This is a genomic window from Micromonospora zhanjiangensis (assembly GCF_042650605.1).
Classification (GTDB): Bacteria; Actinomycetota; Actinomycetes; order Mycobacteriales; family Micromonosporaceae; genus Micromonospora_J; species Micromonospora_J zhanjiangensis.
Window position 1 is genome coordinate 48,346 of the sequence record NZ_JBHSBN010000026.1, and the last position, 22,623, is coordinate 70,968.

24 protein-coding genes and 1 pseudogene are annotated in these 22,623 nt (G+C 71.4%); 18 read left to right on the forward strand and 7 right to left on the reverse strand.

Annotated elements, in window-relative coordinates; all coding sequences use genetic code 11:
- Positions 1-53 precede the first annotated feature (53 nt).
- From dnaK to ACFOX0_RS27210, 5 genes and pseudogenes are all read left to right on the forward strand, one after another.
- Complete coding sequence (gene dnaK, locus ACFOX0_RS27190) at positions 54-1,955, forward strand: molecular chaperone DnaK (RefSeq protein WP_377551181.1); 1,902 nt, start codon at positions 54-56, stop codon at positions 1,953-1,955.
- 78 nt (positions 1,956-2,033) lie between these two features.
- Positions 2,034-2,888: a nucleotide exchange factor GrpE gene (gene grpE, locus ACFOX0_RS27195; protein WP_377551184.1), complete on the forward strand. Its 855-nt coding sequence runs from the start codon at positions 2,034-2,036 to the stop codon at positions 2,886-2,888.
- Between the two features lie 114 nt (positions 2,889-3,002).
- Positions 3,003-4,190: a molecular chaperone DnaJ gene (dnaJ, locus tag ACFOX0_RS27200; RefSeq protein WP_377551187.1), complete on the forward strand. Its 1,188-nt coding sequence runs from the start codon at positions 3,003-3,005 to the stop codon at positions 4,188-4,190.
- 27 nt (positions 4,191-4,217) lie between these two features.
- Positions 4,218-4,634, forward strand: a pseudogene (locus ACFOX0_RS27205) (heat shock protein transcriptional repressor HspR); the annotation flags it as partial.
- Between the two features lie 171 nt (positions 4,635-4,805).
- Positions 4,806-4,976 carry a hypothetical protein gene (locus ACFOX0_RS27210; RefSeq protein WP_377551190.1) on the forward strand — a complete coding sequence of 57 codons (171 nt, stop codon included), beginning with the start codon at positions 4,806-4,808 and terminating at the stop codon, positions 4,974-4,976.
- A gap of 131 nt (positions 4,977-5,107) precedes the next feature.
- Here the strand turns inward: ACFOX0_RS27210 and ACFOX0_RS27215 are convergent, their stop codons facing one another.
- The 4 genes from ACFOX0_RS27215 to ACFOX0_RS27230 all read right to left on the reverse strand — a co-directional run bounded on the left by ACFOX0_RS27215 (position 5,108) and on the right by ACFOX0_RS27230 (position 7,678).
- On the reverse strand, positions 5,108-5,539 hold the full coding sequence (locus tag ACFOX0_RS27215) for a hypothetical protein (RefSeq protein WP_377551193.1): 432 nt from the start codon (positions 5,537-5,539) through the stop codon (positions 5,108-5,110).
- A gap of 152 nt (positions 5,540-5,691) precedes the next feature.
- Positions 5,692-6,906, reverse strand: a complete 1,215-nt coding sequence (locus tag ACFOX0_RS27220) for a cation:proton antiporter (protein WP_377551196.1) — start codon at positions 6,904-6,906, stop codon at positions 5,692-5,694.
- Positions 6,907-6,911: 5 nt separating this feature from the next.
- A complete protein-coding gene (locus ACFOX0_RS27225; RefSeq protein WP_377551199.1) occupies positions 6,912-7,412 on the reverse strand; it encodes a cation:proton antiporter regulatory subunit in 501 nt (166 codons plus the stop codon).
- A gap of 53 nt (positions 7,413-7,465) precedes the next feature.
- Positions 7,466-7,678: a hypothetical protein gene (locus ACFOX0_RS27230; RefSeq protein WP_377551202.1), complete on the reverse strand. Its 213-nt coding sequence runs from the start codon at positions 7,676-7,678 to the stop codon at positions 7,466-7,468.
- Positions 7,679-7,757: 79 nt separating this feature from the next.
- Here ACFOX0_RS27230 and ACFOX0_RS27235 point away from each other — a divergent pair, with 79 nt between their 5' ends.
- From ACFOX0_RS27235 to ACFOX0_RS27275, 9 genes are all read left to right on the forward strand, one after another.
- A complete protein-coding gene (locus tag ACFOX0_RS27235; RefSeq protein ID WP_377551205.1) occupies positions 7,758-8,720 on the forward strand; it encodes a GlxA family transcriptional regulator in 963 nt (320 codons plus the stop codon).
- Between the two features lie 333 nt (positions 8,721-9,053).
- Positions 9,054-9,443 carry a zinc ribbon domain-containing protein gene (locus ACFOX0_RS27240; protein WP_377551271.1) on the forward strand — a complete coding sequence of 130 codons (390 nt, stop codon included), beginning with the start codon at positions 9,054-9,056 and terminating at the stop codon, positions 9,441-9,443.
- Positions 9,444-9,451: 8 nt separating this feature from the next.
- Entirely contained in the window at positions 9,452-12,046 is a 2,595-nt protein-coding gene (clpB, locus tag ACFOX0_RS27245) for an ATP-dependent chaperone ClpB (RefSeq protein WP_377551208.1), read from the forward strand.
- A gap of 118 nt (positions 12,047-12,164) precedes the next feature.
- Positions 12,165-12,545, forward strand: coding sequence for a hypothetical protein (locus ACFOX0_RS27250; protein ID WP_377551210.1), 381 nt, complete (start codon positions 12,165-12,167; stop codon positions 12,543-12,545).
- Positions 12,546-12,649: 104 nt separating this feature from the next.
- Positions 12,650-13,315: a DUF4178 domain-containing protein gene (locus ACFOX0_RS27255; protein ID WP_377551273.1), complete on the forward strand. Its 666-nt coding sequence runs from the start codon at positions 12,650-12,652 to the stop codon at positions 13,313-13,315.
- A 226-nt stretch (positions 13,316-13,541) separates the two neighbouring features.
- On the forward strand, positions 13,542-14,288 hold the full coding sequence (locus ACFOX0_RS27260; protein WP_377551212.1) for a hypothetical protein: 747 nt from the start codon (positions 13,542-13,544) through the stop codon (positions 14,286-14,288).
- A gap of 298 nt (positions 14,289-14,586) precedes the next feature.
- Entirely contained in the window at positions 14,587-15,378 is a 792-nt protein-coding gene (locus tag ACFOX0_RS27265; RefSeq protein WP_377551275.1) for an SDR family NAD(P)-dependent oxidoreductase, read from the forward strand.
- A gap of 199 nt (positions 15,379-15,577) precedes the next feature.
- Positions 15,578-16,117 carry an orotate phosphoribosyltransferase gene (gene pyrE / locus ACFOX0_RS27270; protein ID WP_377551214.1) on the forward strand — a complete coding sequence of 180 codons (540 nt, stop codon included), beginning with the start codon at positions 15,578-15,580 and terminating at the stop codon, positions 16,115-16,117.
- Positions 16,118-16,174: 57 nt separating this feature from the next.
- Positions 16,175-16,552, forward strand: coding sequence for an ArsR/SmtB family transcription factor (locus ACFOX0_RS27275; RefSeq protein ID WP_212824755.1), 378 nt, complete (start codon positions 16,175-16,177; stop codon positions 16,550-16,552).
- Positions 16,553-16,757: 205 nt separating this feature from the next.
- Here the strand turns inward: ACFOX0_RS27275 and ACFOX0_RS27280 are convergent, their stop codons facing one another.
- Entirely contained in the window at positions 16,758-17,576 is an 819-nt protein-coding gene (locus tag ACFOX0_RS27280) for a DedA family protein (protein WP_377551217.1), read from the reverse strand.
- 105 nt (positions 17,577-17,681) lie between these two features.
- On the opposite strand from ACFOX0_RS27280, the gene ACFOX0_RS27285 reads away from it, so the two are divergent.
- Both ACFOX0_RS27285 and ACFOX0_RS27290 read left to right on the forward strand, forming a co-directional pair.
- Positions 17,682-18,167, forward strand: a complete 486-nt coding sequence (locus tag ACFOX0_RS27285; RefSeq protein WP_377551220.1) for a SigE family RNA polymerase sigma factor — start codon at positions 17,682-17,684, stop codon at positions 18,165-18,167.
- Positions 18,164-19,216, forward strand: coding sequence for an LCP family protein (locus ACFOX0_RS27290; RefSeq protein ID WP_377551223.1), 1,053 nt, complete (start codon positions 18,164-18,166; stop codon positions 19,214-19,216). The genes ACFOX0_RS27285 and ACFOX0_RS27290 overlap by 4 nt, the downstream gene beginning before the upstream one ends.
- Before the next feature lie 51 nt (positions 19,217-19,267).
- Here ACFOX0_RS27290 and ACFOX0_RS27295 read toward each other — a convergent pair whose 3' ends face one another.
- Complete coding sequence (locus ACFOX0_RS27295; RefSeq protein ID WP_377551226.1) at positions 19,268-19,483, reverse strand: hypothetical protein; 216 nt, start codon at positions 19,481-19,483, stop codon at positions 19,268-19,270.
- Between the two features lie 159 nt (positions 19,484-19,642).
- Here ACFOX0_RS27295 and ACFOX0_RS27300 point away from each other — a divergent pair, with 159 nt between their 5' ends.
- Together ACFOX0_RS27300 and fbaA are read left to right on the forward strand one after the other, a co-directional pair.
- A complete protein-coding gene (locus ACFOX0_RS27300) occupies positions 19,643-20,026 on the forward strand; it encodes a phage holin family protein (RefSeq protein ID WP_377551228.1) in 384 nt (127 codons plus the stop codon).
- Positions 20,027-20,197: 171 nt separating this feature from the next.
- A complete protein-coding gene (gene fbaA, locus ACFOX0_RS27305; RefSeq protein WP_377551231.1) occupies positions 20,198-21,223 on the forward strand; it encodes a class II fructose-bisphosphate aldolase in 1,026 nt (341 codons plus the stop codon).
- A gap of 125 nt (positions 21,224-21,348) precedes the next feature.
- Here fbaA and ACFOX0_RS27310 read toward each other — a convergent pair whose 3' ends face one another.
- Positions 21,349-22,599, reverse strand: a complete 1,251-nt coding sequence (locus ACFOX0_RS27310; RefSeq protein WP_377551233.1) for an LOG family protein — start codon at positions 22,597-22,599, stop codon at positions 21,349-21,351.
- Positions 22,600-22,623 lie beyond the last annotated feature (24 nt).

A 22,623-nucleotide genomic window follows, 5' to 3' on the forward strand; every position in this document is an offset into this window, starting at 1 on the left:
GTGCTGCGGGCGGTGCCCGTCACCTGCTCTAGTAACGAAGCGAGGAAGCGAAGATGGCACGTGCGGTCGGCATCGACCTCGGCACGACGAACTCCTGCGTCAGCGTTCTCGAAGGCGGTGAGCCTACCGTCATCGCCAACGCCGAGGGCTCGCGGACGACTCCTTCGATCGTCGCGTTCGCCCGCAACGGTGAGGTGCTCGTCGGTGAGGTCGCCAAGCGCCAGTCGGTGACCAACCCGGACCGGACCATCCGTTCGGTCAAGCGGGAGATCGGCACCAACTGGACCGTAGACATCGACAGCAAGAAGTACACCCCGCAGGAGATCTCGGCGCGGACGCTGATGAAGCTCAAGCGGGACGCGGAGGCCTACCTCGGCGAGCGGATCACCGACGCGGTGATCACCGTCCCGGCCTACTTCAACGACGCACAGCGGCAGGCCACCAAGGAGGCCGGTGAGATCGCCGGCTTCAACGTGCTGCGGATCGTCAACGAGCCGACCGCCGCCGCCCTGGCGTACGGGCTGGACAAGGGCTCCAAGGAGCAGACCGTTCTGGTCTTCGACCTCGGTGGCGGCACCTTCGACGTGTCGCTGCTGGAGCTGGCCGAGGGGGTCATCGAGGTCAAGTCGACAAGCGGTGACAACCACCTCGGTGGCGACGACTGGGACGAGCGGATCATGGAGCACCTGGTCAAGACCTTCCGCGGTCAGCACGGCGTCGACCTGTCCCAGGACAAGATGGCGATGCAGCGGCTGCGCGAGGCCGCCGAGAAGGCCAAGATCGAGCTGTCCGCCGCGACCACGACCAGCATCAACCTGCCGTACATCACGGCGGGTCCGGCGGCCACCGAGGGCGCGCCCTCGTCGCCGCTGCACCTGGACGTGACCCTCACCCGGGCCGAGTTCCAGCGCATGACGCAGGACCTGCTGGACCGCTGCAAGGGCCCGTTCGAGCAGGCCATCAAGGACGCCGGGATCAAGGTCGGCAACGTCGACCACGTGATCCTGGTCGGCGGCTCGACCCGGATGCCGGCCGTCTCCGAGCTGGTCAAGCAGCTCACCGGCCGGGAGCCGAACAAGGGCGTGAACCCGGACGAGGTGGTGGCCGTCGGCGCCGCGCTGCAGGCCGGCGTGCTCAAGGGCGAGGTGAAGGACGTCCTGCTGCTGGACGTGACCCCGCTGAGCCTGGGCATCGAGACCAAGGGCGGCATCTTCACCAAGCTGATCGAGCGCAACACCACCATCCCGACCAAACGCTCCGAGGTGTTCACCACCGCCGACGACAACCAGCCGTCGGTGCTGATCCAGGTGTTCCAGGGTGAGCGGGACATCGCCTCGTACAACAAGAAGCTCGGCACCTTCGAGCTGACCGGTCTGCCGCCGGCGCCGCGCGGCGTCCCGCAGATCGAGGTCACCTTCGACATCGACGCCAACGGCATCGTCAACGTCCACGCCAAGGACCTCGGTACCGGCAAGGAACAGAAGATGACGATCACCGGCGGTTCCGCCCTGCCGAAGGACGACATCGAGAAGATGATGCGCGACGCCCAGGAGCACGCCGACGAGGACAAGCGGCGGCGCGAGGAGGCGGAGACCCGCAACCTGGCCGAGCAGCTGCAGTGGCAGACCGAGAAGTTCCTCGCCGAGAGCGGCGACAAGCTCCCGGCGGAGAACCGCGACCAGATCAACGAGGCGTTGGGCGACCTGCGGGGTGCGCTGGGCGGTTCCGACCTGGAGAAGATCAAGTCGGCGCACGAGAAGCTCGCCCAGGTTTCGCAGCAGGCCGGCTCGCTGCTCTACGCCCAGCAGGCGGAGCAGCCGCAGCAGGCCGGCGGGGACGCCGGTGCGGCCGGTGGCACCGCCGGTGCGACCGGTGCCGGCGCGACCGGTGGGGCGCGCAAGAGCGACGACGACGTGGTGGACGCGGAGATCGTCGACGAGGACGACAAGAAGTGACGTGTCGCCCTCCCGCGTTTCCGAGGAACCTGGTTCGCCAGGGTTCAGTTCAGACGTCCAACGGATTGAGGTAGTCGCATGACGGACAAGCCACGGGCCGCCGACCCGGAGACGACCGGGTCGACGCCGGGTGGCTCCGCGACAGCCGGCCAGGCGAAGGAGCAGGCCGCCGAGCGCGTCGTCATCCGGAACAAGCGGAAGATCCGCACCGACGGCGACGGCGGCGGGGCCCACCGGGCCGAGGCCGCCGCCGACCCGGACGAGGCGAAGTCCTCGGCCGGGGCCGCCGACGCACAGCCGGACCCGGCCGAGTCGACCGAGGCGGCGCCCGCCGGGGTCGACTCCTCGGCGGTGGAGACCGCGCTGGCCGAGGACTCGGCGCAGACCGCCAAGGCGGCGGAGACCGAGGCGGCCGGCGGGTCGGGTGGTGACGGCCCGGTGGTCGACGCCCCGGCCGAGCCGGTCGACGTACCGGCACCGGAGCGGCCTGCCGGCCTCGGTGCCGAGCTGCAGGCCCTGCGCTCCGAGCTCGACGAGCGGACCCGGGATCTGCAGCGGGTCACCGCGGAGTACGCCAACTACCGCAAGCGGGTCGACCGGGACCGGGGACTGGTCGCGGAGCAGAACACCGGGACGGTGCTGTCCGGACTGCTGCCGATCCTCGACGATCTCGACCGGGCCCGCGAACACGGCGACCTGGTCGGACCGTTCGGCGCGGTGGCCGAGCACCTCACCGCCGTGGTGGGCAAGCTGGGCCTGACCGCGTTCGGCGAGAAGGGCGACCCGTTCGACCCCACCCGGCACGAGGCGGTCGCGCACCTGACCTCGGCCGACGTGACCGAGCCGACCTGCGTCGACGTGATGCGGCGGGGTTACCTGCTCGGCGAACGGCTGCTCCGGGCCGCGCTGGTCGCGGTGGCCGATCCTGAATAGGGCAATTGGCGTGATCGAGGTGCCCACCCCGCCGGCCCGGCCGGCCCGGGTGGGCGCCTCGATCACGACACGAGTGAGGAGGACGCCAGTGAGCGAGTGCGGTGGTGTGCCGGCATGAGCTCGAAGGATTGGCTGGAGAAGGACTACTACGCCGCGTTGGGCGTGGACCGGTCCGCCTCCTCGGACCAGATCAAGAAGGCTTACCGGAAGCTGGCCCGGGAACTGCACCCGGACCACAACCCCGGCAACCCGGAGGCCGAGGACCGCTTCAAGTCGGTCTCCGAGGCGTACGACGTGCTGTCCGACGAGCGCAGGCGCAAGGAGTACGACGAGATGCGCTCGCTCTTCGGCTCCGGCTCGTTCCGGCGCAACGCCCGGTCGGCCGGGCAACCGGGCGGCTTCCCGTTCGACGTCTCCGACCTGTTCGGTGCCGGCGCGCAACCACAGCCCGGTGCCGGTGACCGACGGTTCGGCGGTGCCGGCTTCTCCGACCTGTTCGGTTCGATCTTCTCCGGCGGTAACGCCGGGCGGGCCCGAGGGCCGGCCCGGGGCCGGGACGTCGAGGCCGAGGTGGTGCTGGACTTCGGCGACGCGGTGCGCGGCGTCACCCTGCCGCTGAGCCTGCGCGCGCCCGGCGTCTGCGACACCTGCCACGGTGACGGCGCCAAGCCGGGCACCCGGCCACGGGCCTGCCCGGAGTGCCACGGCGCCGGCGTCGTGACCCGTAACCAGGGCTCCTTCAGCTTCTCCGAGCCGTGCCGCGAGTGCCAGGGCGTCGGCACCGTGGTCGAGGAGAAGTGTCCCGAGTGCCTGGGCACCGGTGGCGTGACCAAGACCCGCACCCTCAACGTGCGGTTCCCGGCCGGGGTCTCCGACGGGCAGCGGATCCGGCTCGCCGGGCGTGGTGAGCCGGGTGAGCGGGGTGGACCGGCCGGTGACCTCTTCGTCCTGGTGAAGGTGCGTCCGGACGAGCTGTTCGGGCGCAACGGTGCCGACCTGACCCTGACCGTGCCGATCACCTTCGCCGAGGCGGTGCTCGGCACCGACCTGCGGGTGCCCACCATGGACGGTGCGGTGACCCTGCGGGTGCCACCGGGTACGCCGAGCGGCCGGACCCTGCGGGCCCGGGGCAAGGGTGTGGCCCGGCGGGACGGTGAGCCGGGCGACCTGCTGGTCACCGTCGAGGTGACGGTCCCCGGCCGGTTGTCCGCCGAGGCGCGCGAGACGCTGGAGGCGTTCGCCGCCCAGACTCCCGGCGCCGACCGGGAACATCTCGACGCCCGCGTACGTCGGTTCAGTTAGCCGGTCATTCCCGGAGGTGCTCCCATGATGGTCGAGGAGTTCGTCATCTCGGTCGCCCAGGCGTCCGACGCCAAGGTGCTGATGATCTCCGTCGCGGCCAGGATGGCCAACATGCACCCGCAGACGCTGCGCCAGTACGACCGGCTGGGCCTGGTCCAGCCCGGCCGTACGGCCGGCGGCGGTCGCCGGTACAGCGTCCGGGACGTGGTGCTGCTGCGTGAGGTGCAGCGACTCAGCCAGGAGGACGGGGTCAACCTGGCCGGCATCAAACGGATCATCGAGCTGGAGCAACTGGTCGACCGCATGCAGCGGCAGATGGCCCAGCTGCGGGCCGAGCTGGACGTCGCGTACCAGCGGGTCGCCGAGCTGGAATCGCTGGCCGCCTTCCCCCGCCGGGACCTGGTGCCGACCACCCGGACCTCCACCGCGCTGGTGGTCTGGCGCTCCCAGGCCGCCGGCATGCGGTCCCAGCCGCCCGGCGCCCGGCCGCGTCCGTCGGCCGACGGTGGGCCCGGCGGACGAGGCTGAGCGTTTCCCCTTCCCGAACCCGCCGACTGGGATAACCTGGGAATAGTCCGATTTTTCCCATTACGGGCTAAAGGTGGGGTGAGAAGCGTGAGCGGCGATTCCGTCAGAAGAGTGGCCGAGAAGGCCAAGGAGAGAGCCGCGAAGGCGGCCGAGGCTGCCGGGCAAAAGGTCGACCAGTTGACCGACCAGGTCGACAAGGGACAGGACCAGGCCCGGGTACGGGCGAACGAGGTCAAGGATCGCGGCAGCGACAAATGACGTCGGCCGGGGGGCTGATGGCGCGGGCCGGGATCCACGGGGGGTCCCGGCCCGCGCGCCTCCGGGCCACGGCCCAGGTGCGTCCCGGTCCCGGCCCACGCGTCCGCGGGTGTTCCCGGCCCGGACCCGCCTCAGCCGAGGCGCTTGCCCTGGCGGACCAGGCCGCCCTCGCACCAGTCGTGGTAGTTGAACAGGTCCGGCCGGGCCAGCAGCATCCGGGCGTTGTGCGCCCAGGTGGTCATCAGCTCGTCGCCGGCCTGCTCCGCCTGCTCGACCAGCTTGCGCAGCCGGCGCCGGGGGTGCGCCCGGAAGTTGGTCCGGATGCCGTCCGCGGCGTAGATGTACAGGCAGTGCAGGGCGAACCGGCGGGCCGGGCAGGACCGGTCCATCGCCAGCTCGAACAACGTCGGGACCAGCCGGTCACCGGCGACCAGCAGATCCCAGTCCTGCGGCATCGACTGCAGCGGCACCGAGTCCGGTTCGTAGGCCCAGGCGCGCAGCTCGGCGGGAGACGGGTCCACCGGATTGGCAAACCCCTGGAACCCCGACTGCTGCACGCTCAACGGGCCGACCTTCCCGCTCGCCGTTGCGGAGCGCGACTCCTCGGCACGCGCACCGCTATCTGATGCGGCAGGTTAGCTTGCCGGAGCAAACTGGGGAAGAGGCGGTCTCGGGAGTTTCCAGACTCGGGACGTCCCGAGGCCGGACATCCCGGTCATCGACCTGCACCGACGTCGACCGGCACCGGTTCGGCCCGTCGCGCGGCCAGCCGCCGTATCCGGGTCTTGAACCACGCGGTGTCCGGCACCCGGGCCAGTAGCGGCCCGGTCACTACGGTGATCAGCACGTACGCCGTCGCCAGCGGAGCCAACCGTGGCTCGATGCCGGGCGTGGCCACCGCCAGGCCGGCGATGACGATGGAGAACTCGCCGCGTGGCATGAGCCCCAGCCCGGCCCGCAGCCGGCCGGGTAGCGCGATGCCCACCCGCCGGGCGGCGAGGTAACCGGTAACCACCTTGGTCGCCATCGTCACCACGGCCAGGCCGAGGGCCGGCAGCAGCACCGGGGGCATGTCGGCCGGGTTGGTGGCCAGCCCGAAGAAGACGAAGAAGACGGCGGCGAACAGGTCCCGCAACGGGGACAGCAGCTCGGTCGCGTTGTGCGCCACGGGGCCGGACAGCGCGATGCCGACCAGGAAGGCGCCCACCGCGGCCGACACCTGCAGGCCTGCGGCGACGCCGGCCACCAGCAGGGTCAGGCCGAGCACGCCGAGCAGCAGCGCCTCGGGGTCCTTGGCGGAGAACATCGCCGAGATGACGTGGCCGTAGCGGATCGCCACCACCAGCACCACCACCACCGTGCAGACCGCCACGGCCAGCGCGATGCCACCGCCGATCAGGCCGGTGCCGGCCAGCACCGCGGTCACCAGCGGCAGGTAGAACGCCATCGCCAGGTCCTCGATGACCAGGACGGACAGGATCACCGGGGTCTCCCGGTTACCGAGCCGGCCCAGGTCGGCCAGCACCTTGGCGATCACACCGGACGACGACACCCAGGTGATGCCGCCGAGCGCCACCGCGGCGACCCAGTTCCAGCCCATCAGCAGCGCGAAGGCCGCACCGGGCAGCGCGTTGAGCAGCCCATCGATCAGGCCGGCCGGCGCGGCGGATCGGAGGTTGCCCACCAGTTCGGTGGCCGAGTACTCCAGGCCGAGCATGACCAGCAACAGGATGACGCCGATCTCGGCGCCGACGGCGAAGAACTCCTCGCTGGCGTTCAGCGGTAGCAGCCCGCCGTGGCCGAACGCCAGCCCGGCGAGCAGGTAGAGCGGGATGGGGGACAGACCGATCCGCCGGCTCAGCCGGCCGAGCATGCCGAGGCCCAGCAGCAGCGCGCCGACCTCGATCAGCAGGATGGTGGTTTCGTGCATGCGCCTCAGCCGTCCGGGTCGTCGTCGGCGAGGATCTTGCTGACGCCGTCGAGCCCCTGTCGGGTACCGACGACGACCACCACGTCGCCGGCCGCGAACCGGAAGGTGGGATCCGGCGAGGCGATGACCTCCCGCTCCCGCAGCACCGCCACGATGGAGGCGCTGGTGCGGGTGCGGGCCTTCGTGTCGCCGAGCCGGCGTCCGACGTACGGGGAACCGGCGGGGATCGAGATCTGCTCGGTGAGCAGCCCGGCGGCCTGCTGGCGCAGCCCGGAGAGCTGGCCGAGCATGAGCGAGGCGCCCAGGATGTCGGCGAGCGCCTCGGCCTCGTCGTCGGTCAGCGGGATGTCCGCCACGCAACTGTCCGGATCGCTCCGGTCGTAGAGGACCAGGTTCCGACGTCCGTTGCGGTGAGTCACCACGCCGACGCGCAGGCCTGACCCGGTCACGACGTCGTGCCGGACCCCGATCCCGGGGAGTGCTGTCTGTTCCACCCGTACTCGCACGTCGATCACCGTACCCGGCGCGACGAGCGTTCCTCACGTCGTCCCCGCACGAGTCACGGCAGCAGGAGAATGGCGGCCGTGCCCAGGAGGTCCACGACGCCGCACCACTGTGCGTAACCCCGGGGCACCACCCGACGGGCCCGATGGTGGGCGGCGTCCCAGACCGCGTGCCCGAACCAACCCGCCGCCACCAGGTCGCGTACCGGTTCAGGCCGGGGAGTGGGGTGCGGGCCGGCCGGGGCGAGGGTGGGCATGGGTCGGCGCATCGGGGCTCCATCCTGGTTGCGGTGGTCGCTGTCACCACGGCACTCTCGTGGTCGGGCGGGTCGAGCGGGGGGGTGGCCGATGGGCAGAAGGCTGGTGCTCGTCGTCGGGTACGACGACGCGGAACTGCTGGACATCGCCTGCGTGACCACGGCACTGGCGATGGCCAACGAACTCGGCGCGCTCGCGGACCGTTACCGGGTGCGGGTGGCCGCTCCCGGCGGTGGCCCGGTCACCTGCGCCTCGGGTCTCACGCTGCTCGGTCAGGTCGCGCTGGAGCGGGCGGCCGGCCCGCTCGACACGTTGATCGTCTCCGGCGGGTTGGGACACCTGCGGGCCGCCGCCGACCTACGCCTGGTCGGCCACGTCCGGCGGTTGGCCCGGGAGAGCCGCCGGGTGGCGTCGCTGTGCACCGGCGCGAGCGTGCTGGCCGCCGCCGGCCTGCTGGACGGGCGGCGGGCGACCACCCACTGGCGGTACGCGGCCGGGCTGGCCGCCAGTTATCCGCAGGTCACGGTGGACGCCGATCCGATCTACATCCGGGACGGCGACGTCGCCACCGCGGCCGGGGTGACCAGCGCGCTGGACCTGACCCTGGCCTTCGTCGCCGAGGACCACGGTTTCGAGCTTTCCCAGGAGGTGGCCCGGCACATGGTGACCTACCTGCACCGGCCGGGGAACCAGGCGCAGATGAGCATCCACACCGCCGCTCCGGTGCCCCGGAACGACCTGGTCCGGCGGGTGGTCGAGCGGGTGATTGGCGACCCGGGTGGCGACCTGAGCCCGGCGGCGCTGGCGGCCGGGGTCGGTGTCAGCGAGCGGCACCTGCACCGGTTGTTCCTGACCCATCTCGGCCATCCGCCGGCCCGGTACGTCCGGCGGGCCCGTGCCGAGGCCGCGGCGAAACTGCTGGTCGGCACGTCACTGCCGGTCGCCAGGATCGCCCTGCGGTGCGGCCTCGGTACGGCTGAGACGCTGCGCCGGGTGTTCGTCGAGCGGTACGGGATCTCACCGGCCCGGTACCGGGCCATGCAGACCGGCTGATCCGAGGAGTGTCATCAGTCACTCTGGCAGGCTGAAAAGGGATGAATCGCTCGAATGCTCGCCAGCGCCGAACTGGTGGAGCGTGGTCGAGAAAGACTTGAGTGGAGTAGACTCAACTCTGATGCTGGTCGGCAGGAGTGTCAGGGGCGTGAGTGTGCTGGTGGGAGTGTCGTACCCCTTGCCGATGGTGGTGGGTGTGAGGGTGGTGCAGGCGTATCCGTTCGCGCTTGACCTGTCCCCGGTTCAGGAGCGTGCCGTGTTCACGCATGCCGGGGCGGCCCGGTTGGCGTTACAACTGGGGCCCGGCACATCGCCGACGCCGGGTTCGCCGAGATCCGCCGCCAGGTGGGGTACAAGACCGGGTGGAACGGTGGCCGGCTGCTGGTGGCCGACCGCTGGTATCCGTCCTCGAAGACCTGCTCGGGTTGTGGCGCGGTGAAAACCAAACTCGCTCTGCACGAGCGGGAATACCAGTGCAAGGTGTGCGGCCCGGTCCTGGACCGGGACCTCAACGCCGCACGTAACCTGGCCGCTCTCGCGGCGGCAGCGTCAACCGCCGGGAGTGGTCCGGTGGCAGCACGTGGAGCCGACCAGAAGACCCGCCTACGCGGGCTGGTGGCTGTGAAGCGTGAACCCGGCACGGCAACCGCCGACAAGACCGGGACCGTCCCACGCAAGGCGGGACTACCAACCGTGCGCTCACCACAGCGCACTGAGAGGTAACGGAGCAAATGAACACCGAACGTCTCACCACCAAGAGCCGGGAAGTCATCACCGGCGCCGTCGCCATCGCCAACCAGCGCGGCCACGCGATCGTCGAGCCGTGGCACCTGCTGCTGTCCCTCCTGGACACCGGCGGCTCGACCGCCGGGGCCCTGCTGCGCGCCGCCGGGGCCAGTCCCGCCGAGATCCGGCGGGCGGCCGCCCGCGCGGTGGAGAACCTGCCGGCGGCCCGCGGCTCCAGCGTGGCCGAGCCGAGCCTGTCCCGGGAGTTCGTCAACGCCATCGGCGCGGCCGAGCAGATCGCCCGCCCGCTCGGCGACGAGTACACCTCCACCGAGCACCTGCTGGCCGGGCTGGCCCGGGTCGGCGGGCCGGTGGCCAAGGCTCTCACCGACGCCGGGGCCACCGAGGACGCCCTGGTCGCCGCCTTCCCGACGGTCCGCGGCGGCGACCGGCGGGTCACCACCCCCGACCCCGAGCAGACCTACCAGGCGCTGGAGAAGTACGGCGTCGACCTGACCACCAGCGCCCGGGACGGCAAGATCGACCCGGTGATCGGGCGGGACTCGGAGATCCGCCGGGTGATCCAGGTGCTGTCCCGGCGTACCAAGAACAACCCGGTGCTGATCGGCGAGCCCGGCGTGGGCAAGACCGCCATCGTCGAGGGGCTGGCCCAACGCATCGTGGCCGGCGACGTGCCGGAGTCGCTGCGCGACAAGCGGTTGGTCTCGCTGGACCTGGGCGCGATGGTGGCCGGCGCGCAGTACCGCGGCCAGTTCGAGGAACGGCTCAAGTCGGTGCTGGAGGAGATCAAGAACTCCAACGGCCAGGTGATCACCTTTCTCGACGAACTGCACACCGTGGTCGGTGCCGGCAAGGGCGAGGGCTCGATGGACGCCGGCAACATGCTCAAGCCCATGCTCGCCCGGGGCGAGTTGCGGATGGTCGGCGCGACCACCCTGGACGAGTACCGCGAGCACATCGAGAAGGACCCGGCCCTGGAGCGCCGGTTCCAGCCGGTGCTGGTCGGCGAGCCGACCATCGAGGACACCATCGGCATCCTGCGCGGGCTCAAGGAGCGGTACGAGGTGCACCACGGCGTACGGATCACCGACGCCGCCCTGGTCGCCGCCGCCAGCCTCTCCGACCGCTACATCACCGACCGGTTCCTGCCGGACAAGGCGATCGACCTGGTCGACGAGTCGGCCTCCCGGCTCCGGATGGAGATCGACTCCCGGCCGGTCGAGGTCGACGAGATCGAGCGGGCCGTCCGCCGGCTGGAGATCGAGGAGATGGCGCTGGCCAAGGAGCCGGACGCGGCCTCGGCCGAGCGGCTGGCCCGGCTGCGCAAGGAACTGGCCGACAAGCGTGAGCAGCTCACCGCCCTCAGCGAGCGGTGGAAGCTGGAGAAGGACCACATCACCAAGCTCTCCACCGCCAAGGAGGAGCTGGAACGACTGAACGGCGAGGCCGAGCGGGCCGAGCGGGACGGCGAGCTGGAACGCGCGGCCGAGCTGCGGTACGGCCGGATCCCCACCCTGAAGGCCGAACTCGCCCGGGCCGAGACCGAGTTGGCCGGTCTGCAGGCCGACGGCGCGATGCTCAAGGAGGAGGTCGGCGCCGACGACATCGCCGCCGTGGTCGCCTCCTGGACCGGCATCCCGGCCGGCCGGCTGCTGGAGGGCGAGACCGCCAAGCTGCTGCGGATGGAGTCCTCGCTCGGCGAACGGGTGGTCGGCCAGGCGGAGGCGGTGGCCGCCGTCTCCGACGCGGTCCGGCGGGCCCGGGCCGGGGTGGCCGACCCGGACCGGCCGACCGGCGGCTTCCTGTTCCTCGGCCCCACCGGCGTCGGCAAGACCGAACTGGCCAAGGCGCTCGCCGAGTTCCTCTTCGACGACGAGCGGGCCATGGTCCGGATCGACATGAGTGAGTACGGCGAGAAGCACTCCGTGGCCCGGCTGGTCGGCGCCCCGCCCGGCTACGTCGGGTACGAGGAGGGCGGTCAGCTCACCGAGGCGGTGCGCCGGCGGCCGTACTCGGTGGTGCTGCTGGACGAGGTGGAGAAGGCGCACCCCGACGTGTTCGACGTGTTGCTCCAGGTGCTCGACGACGGTCGGCTCACCGACGGGCAGGGTCGTACCGTCGACTTCCGCAACGCGATCCTGATCCTCACCTCCAACCTGGGCTCGTCCGTGATCACCGACCTGACCCTCGGCGAGGAGCAGCGCAAGGAGGCGGTGCTCGCGGTGGTCCGGTCCAGCTTCAAGCCGGAGTTCCTCAACCGGCTGGACGACATCGTGGTCTTCGCGTCGCTCGCCGGTGATCAGCTCCGCTCCATCGTGGACATCCAGCTCGCCCGGCTGAGCCGGCGGCTGTCCGACCGGCGGCTCACCCTGGAGGTGACCGAGCCGGCCCGCGGTTGGCTGGCCGAGCACGGCTACGACCCGATCTACGGTGCCCGGCCGCTGCGCCGGCTGGTGCAGTCGGCGATCGGCGACCAGCTGGCCAAGGCGTTGCTGGCCGGCGAGGTCCGGGACGGCGACACCGTCCGGGTCGACCTGGCCGACGACAAGGAGTCGCTGCGGGTCGGCGCGACGCGGTAACGGCCCGGGATCGCCGTTGTGACCACCGGGGTGACGTGCGAGGGGTCGGTACCGTTCGCGCCGCCGGCCGACAGCCGAGCAGGGATAACCGGGACGGCGAGGGGGAACTATCCGCGGCATGGCGAAGAACCGGCGGAACGACGAACTGGAAGTGGCCGTACGCGAACTGGCCAAGGCCGACACGCTGGCCTTCGGTGGGGTCGGCATCGCCGGCACGACGTTGCCGGTCACCGAGGCGTACCAGACCGTCGAACGGTTGTGGCCGGACCGGACCGACGAGGTCCGGGACCGGCTGACCTGGCTTCTCGACAAGGGCACCCCGGCCGGCCGGGCGTACGCCGCCACCCTGCTCAGCCGGGTCGACCCGGAGGCCGGCCGGGCCGCCTGGTCCCAGCTGCGCGGCGAGCGCGGCGAGTTCACCACCTTCCAGGGGTGCGTGATGGGCCGGGCCGAACTCGGCGAGTACGCCGGCGGACAACTGGCGCCGGACCCGGCCTGACCACCTACGGTGGTTGACCCGCCACTCAGTTGTGGAGACGTTTCCGCAGGTGCCTCGGCTTGCTACCGTTCCCGACCGACGTGATGTTGGGAGAGGCGGTGGCGATGGACGGCACGATGGCGTACCTGGTGACGGTGGCCGGATGCCTGATCGCGGTGGCCGGGATCGTGGTGGCGGTGTTGGCGATCCGCAAGGCGAAGCGGGACGTCGAACGGACCACCCGGGCCAGGGCCGGAGCCGGGAACGGCGATCCGTTCCGGACGGCGGACGACGACGCGGACGCGCTGCGCGGCGACCCGCGCCGCATCACCCCCGGCGACATCGTGGAGATCCGCACCGTCTCGTACCCGGTACGCGGCAGCGTCCGGTTCAGCGAGGGTGACTGGACCCGGGCCGAGCACCTGCTCGACGACCCCGAGGGCGGCAAGCGGTGGCTCTCCGTCGAGGAGGACCCGGAACTCGAACTGGTGGTCTGGGCCGAGGTGCCCGGCGCGACGCTGACCCCGGGACCGGCGAGCCTGGACTTCGACGGCCGGCGGTATACCAGTGACGAGTCCGGCCGGGCCCGGTTCACCGCGGTCGGCACCACCGGCCTGAACCCCACCGGCACCATGCGCTACCACGACTACCGGGCCGTCGGCGAGGACGGCGTCCGGCTCTCCTTCGAGGCGTACGGGGACAGCGACCGGTGGGAGCTGGGCCGGGGCGAGCGGTTGTCCCGCGCCGAGGTGCGCATCTACCCGCACACCGAGCCGACCCCGGCGAGCTGACGGCATGCTGGTCAACTTCCCGGCCGACCGGCGGCGGCTCGACGTGCCCGCGTCCACCCTGCTGCAACCCCGGGTGCTGGAGTATGCCCGGTCGGAGTGGCGTGGCTACTGACGCGTCCCGGGGCACCGGGCACTACCCGCTCAGGCGCGTCGAATGCGGTTTGTCCGGGTCGACTGGCAGGGTATCGGTACCTTGCCATTTTCATGGTCTAGTGAGGGAGGGCCCGTGACGGATCCCAGCAGGCCGGCCGCATCCGCGACCGGGGCACGTCCGAGCAGTGTCACGATTTCGAGTTATCTCCTCTACGCGGTCGCCGCGCTCCAGGTGATCAGTGTGATCCTGGAGCTGTCCTTCATCGGGAAGACCCAGCAGGTCCTCAAGGACGCCTACGCCGGCACCTCGGGCGAGGGCGCCGAGGGTTTCGCCACGGCGGCCGGCATCGGCGGGGCCGTCGTGCAGTTGCTGGTCGCCGCCGGCCTGGTGGTGCTGGCGACGCTGAACAACCGGGGTAAGAACGTCTCCCGGATCATCACCTGGGTGGTCGGCGGCCTCGCGGTCTGCTGCTTCGGCGCCAGCTTCGGCAGCCGTGGCCTGGCCCGGTCGATGAACACCGGCAGCGGCAACAACGTGCCGAGCGCCGACGAGATCCAGCGCCGGCTCGACGACGTGCTGCCCTCCTGGTACGGGACGGTCAGCACGCTGCTGGCGGTGCTGATCCTGATCGCGTTGCTGGTGGCGTTGATCCTGCTGGCCCTGCCGGCGTCCAACGCGTTCTTCCGCAAGCCGGCGCCGAACGCGGGCTGGGAGCCGCCGGTGCCGGGCGCCAGCTACCCGGGCCACCCGCAGTCGACCGACCCGGGCTACCCGCAGACGCCGGGCTACCCGCAGGCTCCCGGTCACCCGCAGGCCCCGGGGCACCCGCAGGATCCCGGCGCGAACCCGCCGGGCCCGCAGTCCGGTCCGCAGGCGTAGCCGGACCACTGAACCTTTTTCAACCTCCCCTTGCGCTCCGGCGTCGGCCGAGGTCGAAGACGCGGCTTGCGCACCGCGCGGTTCAGGTTGAAAAAGGTTCACTCTCCACCCGTTCGATCATGAGGTTGGCGGCGTGCGGACCCGATCCGACGCCGCCAACCTTCATGATCATCCTCGACCGGTGGACGGTCGGTTAGGTTGGGGACCCTTCGCGGGTCCAGGTGAGGAGGCAGCTGTGGGCGGAACGATCGGGCAACCGCCGGACGGTGCCGGAGCCGCCACGCCGCAGCCGGCGCGGGTGGCCGGCCGCGCGCTGGTCACCGGGGCGACCGCGGGCATCGGCGCGGCCTTCGCCCGCCGGCTCGCGGCCGACGGCAGCCACCTGGTGCTGGTGGCCCGGGACGAGCGCCGGCTGGCGGACCTCGCGGCCGAGTTGACCGACCGGTACGGCGTCCCGGTCGACGTGCTGCCGGCCGATCTGGCCACCGACGACGGGTGCGCGTCGGTGGAGGACCGGCTCCGCGCCGACGACGATCCGGTCGACCTGCTGGTCAACAACGCCGGGACCAGTCTCAACCGGAGCTTCGTCCGGTCCACCGTCGCCGACGAGGAACGGTTGCTCCGGCTCAACGTCCACGCGGTCATGCGACTGACTCTCGCGGCCCTGCCGGGCATGACGCGCCGACGGCACGGGGCAGTGATAAATGTCTCTTCGGTCGCGGGCTTCGCGGCGGTGCAGCCTGGGTCGACGTACTCCGCGAGCAAGGCGTGGGTGACCAACTTCAGCGAATCGGTGGGCGCCTCCGTGCGCCCCGCCGGCGTGCGGGTGATGGCGCTGTGCCCGGGCTACACCCGGACCGAGTTCCACGACCGGGCCGGCATCAACATGTCGAAGACGCCGGGCTGGATGTGGTTGCGGGCCGACGACGTCGTCCGGGACGCCCTGCGTGACCTGCGGCGGAACCGGTCGGTGAGCGTTCCGGACTGGCGCTACAAGGCCGCGGTCTTCGCCCTGCGGCACGCCCCGCGCCGGCTGATCCAGGCGGTGTCGCCCGACTCCCGCGGCCGGGACCGGGGCAACCGGACCTGACCGCACGGCGCCGCCTCCGTCCCGGCTCGTGGGACATCGGGCCGCCGGGCCGGCGTCACCGAACGCACCGTCGATCCACCCCGGCGGGTACGTAGAGTGATCGACAATTGACGGCTCTGGTTGCCTGGAGAACGTTCGGCGTCACATAGGGCAGGGTCGTTCAACTAACTCACAGGCTGAAGCAGTACTCTTGGCGACCATGGGGGACCACGACGACCTGCGTAAATTCATCACTGACCTAGCTGTCGTACACGGTCGCGTAGTGCTGTCCTCGGGTCGGGAGGCGGACTGGTACGTCGATCTACGCCGGGTGACGCTTCATCACGCGGCGGCACCATTGGTGGGGCGGGTGCTGCTCGACCTGACCGCGGACTGGGAGTACGACGCGGTCGGTGGGTTGACCCTGGGCGCGGATCCGGTCGCCGCCGCGATGCTGCACGCGGCGTCCGCGCTCCCGCGTCGGCTGGACGCATTCGTGGTGCGGAAGGCCGAGAAGTCACATGGCCTCCAACGTCGCGTCGAAGGGCCGGACGTGGCCGGCCGTCGGGTGCTGGCCGTGGAGGACACCTCGACGACGGGTGGCAGCGTGCTGACCGCCGTCCATGCCTTACGGGAGGCCGGGGCGGATGTGGTCGGTGTCGCAGTTATTGTTGATCGAGGTGCCGGCGAGGCGGTTCGGGCCGCCGGTTTGCCGTACCGGGCGGCCTATACGTTGGCTGACCTCGGCCTTGTGGCGTAAAAATTTGCCGATTCGTATCTGCTGATATGCAGCCGGGTCGATGCTGCTGGTGGAAGGATGGATTACGTGGGAACTGCCTTGGCCGAAATGACAATGCCTCAGATCTCGCCGCTTGCCGGCGAGCCAATCGAACGCGCCGACGCCGAACGGCTCGCGGGGGTCCTCAAGGCCCTCGCCGATCCGGCTCGACTGCGGCTGCTCAGCCTCATCCAGTCGGCTCCGGAGGGCGAGGCGTGCGTCTGCGACCTCACCGCGCCGCTCGGACTGTCTCAGCCGACTGTCAGCCACCATCTGCGCATCCTCACCGAGGCCGGCTTGCTGGAGCGGGAGAAGCGCGGTGTGTGGGCCTACTACCGGCTGGTGCCGACCGCGATCGCGACGATCGCGGATCTGCTGACCCCGCCTCGTAAGCGCGCCACCAAGAAGGCTCGCTGACCGACGCGTTCCCGGTCCGTACGGCCGACTCGTCGGACGTACGGACCGGGACCGTGGGCACCGACCGACCGACCCGGTCGGTGAGTGCTTGGCGTCCTCGCGCCGCCCCTGTGCCGCCCGTCCCGGACGGCGCCGGTACGACCCTGCCTCGAAGGGCCGGATCCCGCCCGGGATCCGGCCCTTCGGCGCGTCCGGCTTCCGGGGATCAGCGGGCGTCCGGCCGCCGGTGCCGCGGTCCGGTCCCGTCGTCGTCGCCGTCCATGGCTTCCTTGGCGGCCTCCACCGCGCCGGCCGCGCCCGACGCCGCCACCACCGCCAGCGCCTCCGCCCGCCGACGGGCCCGCCGGTCGCGGAGGAACTCGAAGAAGATCGGCAGCACCGAGATCACGACGATCAGCGCCACCACCGGCAGGATGTACCGGTCGATCTTGTCGCCGATCGCCTTGTAGATCCGGTCGGCGAGCAGGTAACCGACCAGGATGATGCCGTCGGTCCAGAGGATGGCCCCGACGATGTTCCAGAGCAGGAACTGCCGGGCGGGCATGCCGAGCACGCCGGCCACCGGGTTGAGGAAGGTCCGCACGATCGGGATGAACCGGGCCAGCACCACGGCCTTGGCCGGGCCGAACTTCTGGAAGTAGTACTCGGCCTTCTCCACGTACTCCCGTTTGAACAGGCGCGAGTCCGGCCGGTCGAACATCCGGCGGCCGTACCGGGCGCCGAGCAGGTGCCCGAGCTGGGCGCCGAGGATGGCGCAGACCGGGGCGCCGATCAGCAGGCCGATCAGCGACAGCCGGGTGCCGTTGCCGAAGATCGCGTCCGCCACCGGCGACGCGGCCACCCCGGCCAGGAAGAGCAGCGAGTCGCCCGGGAAGAAGAAGCCCACCAGGAGCCCGGTCTCGGCGAACAGGATCGCCCAGACCCCCACCAGCCCGAACGTCTGGAGCAGATCCTTCGGATCCAGCGGGTTCAGGGCGAGGCTGTCGGAGAGGGCTCTGGTCTTCTCGGCTGTGTCCACGGCCACAAAGGGTACCGGGGCCGGTTGACGAGCCGTACGGGACTTGGGTGGGGGACGCAATGTTTCGGCGGTCCCGATCCGTCTACCGGTCATGAGGCGGTGGAGGTGAGGGTGACCTACGAAGAGTTCGTCGGCGTCCGGCTGAGCGCGTTCCTGCGCTACGCGTTGATGTTGACCGGCGATCCGCACCAGGCCGAGGACCTGGTCCAGGAGACGATGGTGCGGGCCCAGCTCAACTGGAGACGGATCCGCGGTTCCGACTCACCCGACCGGTACGTCCGCCGGATGATCACCAACCAATACATCGACTGGCGTCGGGGTTCCTGGTTGAAGCGGGTGCTGCTGCGGGCCGAGTTGGACGAGTCGTCGGCCATACATGGCGACCATGCCCAGCGCGCCGCGGAGCGGGACCAGATCTGGTCCCTGTTGGCCCGGCTGCCTCGCCGGCAGCGCGCGGCGCTGGTGCTGCGCTTCTACGAGGACCTGCCCGACGCGGAGATCGCCGGGGTGCTCGACTGCCCGGTCGGGACCGTCCGGTCGCTCATCTCCCGCGCACTGACCACGCTGCGAGCCCAGGTGATGGAGGTCGTTCAATGATCGAGGACGAACTGCGGGCCACCTTCGCCCGACACGAACAACTCGTCCCGGCGGCCGGCCCGGTGCGCTCGGCCATCGACCGGCTGGTCGTCCGCCGTCGCCGCCGTCGGCTGGCGATCCGGACCACCGGCGCCGCGCTGGCCGTACTGGTCGCGGCGGGCGTACCGGTGGTCGGTCGGCAACTGACCACGGCGCCGCCGGTGGGGCCGGCGCCGGCCGGGTCGGCGCCGGCCGACGGGCCGCTGAACGTGCTGATCCTCGGCGCCGAGGGCTCGGCCGCGAGCGGCTACCGGGCCGATTCGGTGATCGTCGCGCACCTTCCCCGCGGCCGGGACCGGGTCTTCCTCGTGGCGCTGCCCCGGGACCTGTGGGTGGCGGACATCCCCGGCTCCGGTGCGGGCAAGCTCAACACCGTGCTCATGGCCGGCGGCCGGGCCGGCGGCGGACCGGACCTGGCGGCGGGGGCGCGGCTGGCGGCGCGGACCGTGACCGGCGTGACCGGCGTGCCGATCGACGGCACCGCCGTGCTGACCTTCGCCGGCCTGCGGAACGTCACCGACGCGGTCGGCGGGGTGCCGGTGTGCCTGCCGCAGACCGTCCGGTCGCGACACACCGACCGGAGGTTCCCGGCCGGCTGCCAGCGACTGGACGGCCGGGCCGCCCTGGACCTGCTCCGCCAGCGGTACGACCTGCCGGACGGCGGGATGGACCGGGACCGCAACGCCCAACGGTTCGCCGCCGGGCTGCTGCACCAGGTGACCGGCACCGATCTGCACTCCGACCCGATACGGCTGGCGGCGCTGGTCCGGGCGGCCGGCGCCGGGCTCGTCGTCGACGGTCTGTCGATGTCCGAACTGCTGGCCCTGCTGCCCGGTCTCGGTCGGGCCGAGCCGGTGGGAATCGGCTGGCGGCTGTCCGACACGAGAGACGAGAACGGCGGCCTGCGGCTGGATCCCGCCGTCAGCCGCAGCCTGTTCGACGCGATCCGCGGCGACGCCGTCGCCGGCTGGGCGGCGACGCACCGGAGGAACGTCACCGACCTGGACTGATCCCGGCGACGAGGCCCGGCGGGCGGAACCGCCAACCGGGCCGCCGGAGTCTCAGCGGTCGTACTCGTCCTCCAGACCGACCACCCGGGCCTGTTCCATCGCGTCCCAGTCGTCGACCTCGAGGCCCCGGTGCGGGTCGGCGTCCCCGTCGGAGTTCGGGTCCGCCAAAGTCGCCTGCTCCTGGGCGTCGTCCGCCGGGGCCTCCGGGTCACGCTCGTCCGGGGTCAGGTGGTCGCCGGGCTGGAAATCCTCACCGGGCTGGCTCACCGTCGTCTCCCTCCACCGTCCGTCGGTTGCGCCTGTCATCACCGTACGGGCTGAGCACGCGGCCCGCCGGTCGACTCTCCTGCCCGATCCGGGCCGACCCAAACGGCGTGTCCCCCGGAAAGGTCCACGATCGGGCGGTGCCGATGCCAGGATGGGACCGTGGCCTTCGTCGTCCGGCTGGTGATCAACGCGATCGCGTTGTGGATCACCACCCTGGTGGTGTCCGGTATCGAGGTGAGCGGCCGGTCCGCGGGCGTCACCGCGCTGACCCTGCTGGCCGTCGCGTTGATCTTCGGCGTCGTCAACGCGGTGCTCAAGCCGATCATCCGGGTGCTGGGCTGCGTGTTCTACGTGCTCACCCTGGGCCTGTTCGCGCTGGTCGTCAACGCCCTGCTGTTCCTGCTGGTCGGCTGGATCGCCGACCAGTTCAACCTGCCGTTCCGGGTGGCCGGCTTCTGGCCGGCCTTCTGGGGCGCCATCGTGATGGCGGTGGTGAGCTGGCTGATCAGCCTGGTCGTCCCGGACCGGGGTGAGGACCGTTGACCGGTCGGTCGGCGGGGCCCGGCACGGTCGGGTCGGTGGGACCGGGACAGGTCGGGTGCGGCGCCGCGGACGCGCTGCGGGATACTGCCCGCGGAGGACAGCGCGGTCCGGCGCCCCCACGGAAGTCAGTGGCCCGCGTGGCCGTGAGCGGTTAGTTAAGGAGCGTTTGAGATGCCCATCGCTTCCCCCGAGGTCTACGCCGAGATGCTCGACCGGGCCAAGGCCGGCCGGTACGCGTACCCGGCGATCAACGTGACGTCGTCGCAGACCCTCAACGCCGCGCTGCGCGGCTTCGCCGAGGCGGAGAGCGACGGCATCATCCAGGTGTCCACCGGTGGCGCCGAGTACCTCTCCGGTCCGACGGTCAAGGACATGGTCACCGGGGCGACCGCCTTCGCCGCGTACGCCCGCGAGGTGGCGAAGAACTACGACGTCAACATCGCGCTGCACACCGACCACTGCCCCAAGGACAAGCTGGAGAAGTTCGTCCGGCCGTTGATGGAGCTCTCCAGGCAGCGGGTGGCCCGGGGCGAGGAGCCGCTGTTCCAGTCGCACATGTGGGACGGCTCCGCGGTGCCGGTGGCGGAGAACCTGGAGATCGCCGGGGAGCTGCTGGACCGCGCCGCCGAGGCGCACGTCGTCCTGGAGATCGAGGTCGGCGTGGTCGGCGGCGAGGAGGACGGCGTCGAGAACGCGATCAACGACAAGCTCTACACCACCGTCTCGGACGGCCTGCAGATGGTCGACGCGCTGGGGCTCGGCGAGAAGGGCCGTTACATGGCGGCGCTGACCTTCGGGAACGTGCACGGCGTCTACAAGCCGGGCAACGTCAAGCTGCGCCCCTCGGTGCTCAACGAGATCCAGGAGGCGGTCGGCGCCAAGTACGGCAAGGAGAAGCCGCTCAGCCTGGTCTTCCACGGCGGGTCCGGTTCGCTGCTGGAGGAGATCCGCGAGGCGCTGGACTACGGCGTGGTGAAGATGAACATCGACACCGACACCCAGTACGCCTTCACCCGCCCGGTCGCCGACCACATGTTCCGCAACTACGACGGCGTGCTGAAGGTCGACGGCGAGGTCGGCAACAAGAAGATGTACGACCCGCGGGTGTGGGGCAAGCAGGCCGAGGCGGGCCTGGCCCAGCGCGTGGTCGAGGCGTGCGAGCACCTGCGCTCCACCGGCACCACGATGGCCAAGTAACCCGGAACCGGCGCCACCACGGCGGCCGGCGGACCCGCCAGGCGGGTACGCCGGCCGCCGTGTCCGCGTCGCCGGCCGGGCGGCGGCCGCGACCGTCAGCCCCGGTCAGCCCCGGTCAGCCCCGCTCAGCCGGCGGTGAGCAGGGCCACCGCCTCGGTCACGTCGTCGGTGAGGTGGATCGACCCGGACAGGTCACCGACCGGCGACAACGCCAGCAACGGGCGCAGCAGGGCCTCGATCGGCAACGTCTCGGTCCAGTAGGCACGGCCCAGGAAGACGTATGCGCCGCTGGCGCCGTCGGTGTTGTAGAAGGTCTTGGTGACCGCCTGGAAGATCTCCTGCACCGTGCCGGCCTGACCGGGCGCGAACACGATCCCGCCCCGGGACAGCCGCAGGATGGTGTCCTCGCGGATCGCGTTGGAGAAGTACTTCGCGATCCGACCGGCGAACAGGTTCGCCGGTTCGTGCCCGTACAGCCAGGTCGGGATGGCCAGGCCGCCCCGGCGGGCCCAGTTCGATCCGTCGGCGCCGGCCGGGGCGTCGCCGGACCGGGCCCGGGGCGGTCCGGTCCGACCGGTCGCCACCGGGCCGAACTCCTCCCGTACCCGCAGCGCCACCGCGGTGTACGGGTCGTGGTCGGCAAACCGCGGCGCGGTGGCCAGCAGATCGACGGCCGCGGTCAGGTCCTCCGCCGACCGGCCGGACAGGTACGCGCCCAGGTTCGCGGCCTCCATCACGCCCGGGCCGCCGCCGGTGACCACCAGCCGGTCGGCCCGGGCGAGTTCCCGGCCGAGCACGGCGGCCACCCGGTACGGCACCGATCCGCGCGGTACCGCGTGCCCGCCCATCACTCCGATCACCGAACCCGGACCGTGCTCGGCCGACCAGGCGCCGGTGGCGTCGGCCAGGGCGTTGTCGATGCCGTGGTCGTGCAGCCGCTGGGCGAGCGCCTCCCGGACCTCGGGCAACGCCCCGCCGTGGGTGCGGAAGTGGCGGTACACGACGGTGTCGTACATCGTGCCGAAGCCACCCGCGGCGAACCCGGCGGACAGGTCCTCGGCGGTGTACAGCCGGGGCGGGTGGGTCGGGTAGGGCAGATCGGTGAACGGCGGGACGACGTGCGCGCCCCGGCGGACCACCTCGGCCTCGATCTCCCGGCTGGCGAACCGGCAGCCGAGGAAGAGGGTTCCGGCGAGGTCGACGGCGGACAGATCCGGGACCGGGTCGACGTCGAGCCGCAGCCCCTGGACGGTCAACCCGGACAGGCTGCCGGACCGGAGCCGCAGGTCCAGTTCGGCGTGGGACTCGATCTCCAACGGCGTGGTGTCGTGCGGTTCGAGGACGTCTGCGGGTGGTGGAGTCGGCACGCCCGACATCCTGCCTCGCGCCGGCAACCCCCC

What these genes read in the sequence shown, in the direction of transcription:
- dnaK (WP_377551181.1), top strand. Translation starts at nt 54, where the DNA reads ATGGCACGTGCGGTCGGCATCGACCTCGGCACGACGAACTCCTGCGTC.
- grpE (WP_377551184.1), top strand. Translation starts at nt 2,034, where the DNA reads ATGACGGACAAGCCACGGGCCGCCGACCCGGAGACGACCGGGTCGACG.
- dnaJ (WP_377551187.1), top strand. Translation starts at nt 3,003, where the DNA reads ATGAGCTCGAAGGATTGGCTGGAGAAGGACTACTACGCCGCGTTGGGC.
- ACFOX0_RS27220 (WP_377551196.1), bottom strand. Translation starts at nt 6,906, where the DNA reads ATGCACGAAACCACCATCCTGCTGATCGAGGTCGGCGCGCTGCTGCTG.
- ACFOX0_RS27230 (WP_377551202.1), bottom strand. Translation starts at nt 7,678, where the DNA reads ATGCGCCGACCCATGCCCACCCTCGCCCCGGCCGGCCCGCACCCCACT.
- ACFOX0_RS27235 (WP_377551205.1), top strand. Translation starts at nt 7,758, where the DNA reads ATGGGCAGAAGGCTGGTGCTCGTCGTCGGGTACGACGACGCGGAACTG.
- clpB (WP_377551208.1), top strand. Translation starts at nt 9,452, where the DNA reads ATGAACACCGAACGTCTCACCACCAAGAGCCGGGAAGTCATCACCGGC.
- ACFOX0_RS27250 (WP_377551210.1), top strand. Translation starts at nt 12,165, where the DNA reads ATGGCGAAGAACCGGCGGAACGACGAACTGGAAGTGGCCGTACGCGAA.
- ACFOX0_RS27255 (WP_377551273.1), top strand. Translation starts at nt 12,650, where the DNA reads ATGGACGGCACGATGGCGTACCTGGTGACGGTGGCCGGATGCCTGATC.
- pyrE (WP_377551214.1), top strand. Translation starts at nt 15,578, where the DNA reads ATGGGGGACCACGACGACCTGCGTAAATTCATCACTGACCTAGCTGTC.
- ACFOX0_RS27275 (WP_212824755.1), top strand. Translation starts at nt 16,175, where the DNA reads ATGGATTACGTGGGAACTGCCTTGGCCGAAATGACAATGCCTCAGATC.
- ACFOX0_RS27290 (WP_377551223.1), top strand. Translation starts at nt 18,164, where the DNA reads ATGATCGAGGACGAACTGCGGGCCACCTTCGCCCGACACGAACAACTC.
- fbaA (WP_377551231.1), top strand. Translation starts at nt 20,198, where the DNA reads ATGCCCATCGCTTCCCCCGAGGTCTACGCCGAGATGCTCGACCGGGCC.
- ACFOX0_RS27310 (WP_377551233.1), bottom strand. Translation starts at nt 22,599, where the DNA reads ATGTCGGGCGTGCCGACTCCACCACCCGCAGACGTCCTCGAACCGCAC.